Annotated in this window: 3 protein-coding genes and 1 pseudogene; all 4 read right to left on the bottom strand. The window is 64.0% G+C overall.

Going from position 1 to position 3,919, the window contains the following annotated elements:
- Positions 1–1,112: 1,112 nt before the first annotated feature.
- Positions 1,113–1,250 (bottom strand): annotated as a pseudogene (locus FHG66_RS21145) (BrnA antitoxin family protein); the annotation flags it as partial.
- 183 nt (positions 1,251–1,433) lie between these two features.
- On the bottom strand, positions 1,434–2,135 hold the full coding sequence (locus FHG66_RS21140; protein ID WP_139079120.1) for a helix-turn-helix domain-containing protein: 702 nt from the start codon (positions 2,133–2,135) through the stop codon (positions 1,434–1,436).
- Positions 2,136–2,464: 329 nt separating this feature from the next.
- Entirely contained in the window at positions 2,465–3,064 is a 600-nt protein-coding gene (locus FHG66_RS21135) for a recombinase family protein (RefSeq protein ID WP_139079119.1), read from the bottom strand.
- A 136-nt stretch (positions 3,065–3,200) separates the two neighbouring features.
- Positions 3,201–3,919: hypothetical protein (locus FHG66_RS21130; protein WP_218013946.1), on the bottom strand; the 719-nt coding region annotated here is incomplete at its 5' end.

Below are 3,919 nucleotides of genomic sequence, written 5' to 3'. Positions count from 1 at the left end.
CAGTCCGTCGATCAGACCCAAAAGCCGCCCGCATATCCCTTCATTGCGTTACTCATGTCAAAAAGCCCAGATCGGTCGAAAAATCGGCGATTGCACGAGGATCCCTCAGTGCGTCCAGCACGATCAAGCTTCCAATGTGGCCCGGTCAGAACAGGCCGCTGCTGCAGCGCCGTCGTCCGAGGAGGACTGATCTAGTGAAGGATTCGGTCGACCGCAACCCCTTCCTCGATCTTTTCGAGGCTACCTCCGCGTCAGCTGCAAGATCATCCCTCTTGGCCCATCTCGCTTAAGACAGACCATCTTGCGGCTCGAGGTAGGTACGTACGGGCCATCTTTCGTCCGATCCGAAGTAAGACGATGAGGGAGGAACAGTTGGTTGGCCCTCTTATTTTGCCCCCCGTCGAGAGAGTGAGCTCCAGTTCATCTAACGGCCTCAAGCCTTGTTCCCGGCTAGTGCGTGCGGGAAAGCTTAACTCCGCTTTCCGCGCTGAGTTGGACCAACAGGCGGAACAGGGACGATCAGGCGCGGCCGAATAGACGGGCTAGGAAACCGCCCCCGGGGTTGGGCGGGGCCGCTACAGCCAGGGCAGAAGTTGGTGATCTCGGCTCAGCTAGACGCTCTGCCATCTGGCGCCAGCGATCACGCTCGGCACTCGCCTCGTCTAGGCGCTCGCGCAGATGACTAACATCGGCCCGAAGGACACCAACTTCAAGTCGGGCTTCATCACGCTGGCAGCGCATGGCCTCCAGTTCTTCGCGAAGTTTTTCTTGCACGCTGTCCAAAGTACTGACCAGAGGGCCAGACCGGTCAGTAGCCGGTCTCTGACCAAGGTCATGGTGGTTAGTGACCGGTCTGCTAGCCATCCAGCGCTCAAGCTCTTCGGGAGCGATCCGCCAAACGTTCTTGTTGTCACGAACGCCCTGAAGTTCTCGGCCTATAAGCGCACGCATGATACTCGACCGGCCACATAGAGCCCGGTCAGCCGCTTGCTGGGGAGTAAGAAACTTGGTCATACTTGAGCAGTGACCGGACACCTGACCGCGGTCAAAATCTTTTGCCCGACTGTCCAGGCCATTTTAGTACTCGCAGCATCAAGGCAACAGGACCAAGCTCACCCTCTTCGGCTCTGCGCTTCCTTGTAGGCGCGCAGGACGGCATTGATCTTGATTTGGTAGCCCCGGCCTTCTTGCTTGAAGAAGTCGAGCACATCTTGGTCTACGCGCATGCGCAACACCGCCTTGGGAGAGCGTTGGCGAAGTCGAGCTTCCGGTCAGCGAGGGTACGCTCCCGCTCAACCGCTTCTCAGCCTTTTCTCTTCTCGTGGCCTAAGCTCCGCCGTCCTGCCTCTAGGGCGGGGTCTTCTGCAGGTGCGATGAGGGCTTGGTTCTGTCCGCTACGGGCTCTCCTGACCGGCTGTGCGTCGGCTCTGGGCCTAGAGAATAGTCTTAGCCTGGTATTCCGGCTCCCCGGTGAACTCACGCTCCTGCACCTTGCGGCCCAGGCTCGCCAGGGCTCGCCCCAAGGGGCTGTTGCCCGCCTCGAAGAGGGCAAGCTGGTCGGGGGGCAGGCTAGCCTTGTGCGCGGCCAGCTCGGCCGCACGCGCCTCCTGGGCGTGCGCTACGTCCTCAGGCAAGGGTGGTGCTCCCATGAGCCGTCCCAGGAGCCGGGCGGCGCGGGCAGGCAAGGAGAGCCGGTAGGCGTTGCTGACTTGGCGCACCCGAGGGCCGCATCCTTCCGTCTGCCCCGTAGGCTCGTAGCGCCGCAGCCAGTCAAGGAAGCCATGCGCCCGGAGGGCAGCCAGCGCCCGCACCACGGCCGCTCGCGAGCGACGCAGCAGGCGTGTGAGCGTATCGAGCGAAGGCTCCAGCCGTCCCGTGCGGAAGCTCACCAAGTTGCCCAGCAGTTCCAGCACCTCGATGGCCACGTGTCCCAGAGGGCCGTTCCGCCGTCCCGCTGGCCGTCCCGCCAACTCATACCGACGCGCAGCCAGCAGGATCCTGCGCACCTCTTGGCGGCTCGTGGCCCGCCAGAAGACGCTCTCGCATCGCCCCAGGAGGCGCGAGTGCCGGCGCACGGGCTCGCGGGCGCGTGCGACAGGAGCCCCGGTCAAGGCTGATCCAATGGTCTTGAACATGATCTGTCGTCCTCCGTGACAGGGAAGACCGACAGGGCGGGGCCACTCACGCGCGAGGCAAAGCTCACCCGTGGCAAGAATCCTCTTGCAAGCGCCCGGCAGGGTATGGAAAGCTGAAGCTGCAACACATTCAGGCTTTCCGGCTTTTCCTTTGCCGGGTATGAGGCCCGCCCCTGGCGGGTCTTCGTATTTCTGGGCGTCGGTGTCCCTGGTTGTGGTCGCTCTGCCGCTTGGACGTGAGTCCAAGCAACGCTCGCCGTCATGGTGACGGAAGCATGACCCGCAGGCAACGGGATTTCAGCTTTGCGGCGGCGGCCTGAAGCTCCTGCTCACCGGCACAGCCTCGAAATCGTCGCGTGGTGGACGTTGTAGCTCCTCGCGATGGCCGACAGGCTCTCGCCCCCGTCGTGCCTGCGGCGCGCTTCCTGCTGCTGATGCGGGGTGAGCTTGTGGGGCCGGCCCATCTTGCGGCCTTCGGCCTTAGCGCGTGCGCGGCCCTCGCCTGTCCTCGTGCGGATCAGCTCGCGCTCGAACTCCGCCAAGCCTCCCAGCACCGTCAGCATAAGCCGGCCATGCGGGGTGGTAGTGTCGGCCCAGGGATCGCCCAAAGAGCGGAAGGCGGCACCTTTCTCGGCTAAAGCCCCTAGCACGTTGAGGAGGTCGCGTGTGCTTCGCGCCAGCCGGTCTAGACGGGTGACCAGCACCACGTCGCCAGGCTGCACATCCTTCAGGAGCTTGGCGAGTTGCGTCCGGTTGCGCTGCGCTCCCGAGGCGGTTTCCCGGTAAAGCTTGGTCGCTCCTGCCGCGCGTAGGCTCTCCACCTGCGGCGCAAGTGCCTGGCCATCCGTGCTGACCCGGGCATAGCCTCGAACACAGGCCGCAAGGTCATCGAAGGGAGCGTCAGAGGGCTCGAGTTTCGCACGGGACATACGCGCAGCTTAAGCCCTTGAACTGCTTGGGTCTAGTAGGCGGATAACAAATCAAAAATTATGCACCACCATCCGATCAGGTGGGGTCAGACGTGGCGCATGTCAGAAAGGCCGTGACCTCGGCCTGAAACTCGTGTCAGCGGGGAAGCTCGATGCGGTCGTAGAGAAGCTGCACATCGAGGCCGGCTGCGCGGAAGTGCTGATTGCAGGTCGGGGTGCGGATGATCGGATTTGCTGGGGAGGCGCACACAACGACGGTCTCGATCGTAGCCGGCGGCGTGGGATGGGTGAACACGTCCCGCTCGGGCCGCTCCTTGTCGGAGGCGAAGGGCGTGTCGAGCCAGACCAATTCCTCCGGTCCCAAGCGGGGCGGGAAGGCCGTAACCGGCGTGTCCTCCGGGCCGTAGGAGTTGGCTCCGACTACTGCGACGCGCTCGAGCGAAATGACGTCGTGCACCAGCACGTCCATCCAGTTCCACACGCCGGCTGCGTTGCGTGTGCCAGTCTCCTCACGCGTCACCGGCTCCCAGCTGCCGATCTCCACCCGGAAGAGCTGCGCCGTGCCGCGGTGGCCGCCCACGCGGTCCCAGAAATCCTCGAAGTACTGGGCCGGCACGCGCAACGTGACCTCGCCCCCTTCGAGCTGCCGGACCACCATGATGTCCGTGTAGTCCGCCCCGGGCGTGAAGGCGTGGCAGGCGACAACAGCCGGGTCGGCATCGGCTTGCCCGCCTGCGGGGCAACCCAGGAGCGCGAGAGCAAGGGCAAGACCTCGCACGGCAAACCCGCAGGGTTTGCAAGAGTGCGCCCTTCTCACCTTTCGGCTCGTCGGGTTTGCGCCACGCTGGATCGGTC

Origin of the sequence: Rubellimicrobium rubrum (assembly GCF_006152115.1) — a bacterium.
Lineage (GTDB): Bacteria > Pseudomonadota > Alphaproteobacteria > Rhodobacterales > Rhodobacteraceae > Rubellimicrobium > Rubellimicrobium rubrum.
The sequence above is the reverse complement of the archived record's forward strand: the minus strand, read 5'-3'. Positions and strand labels throughout refer to the sequence as shown.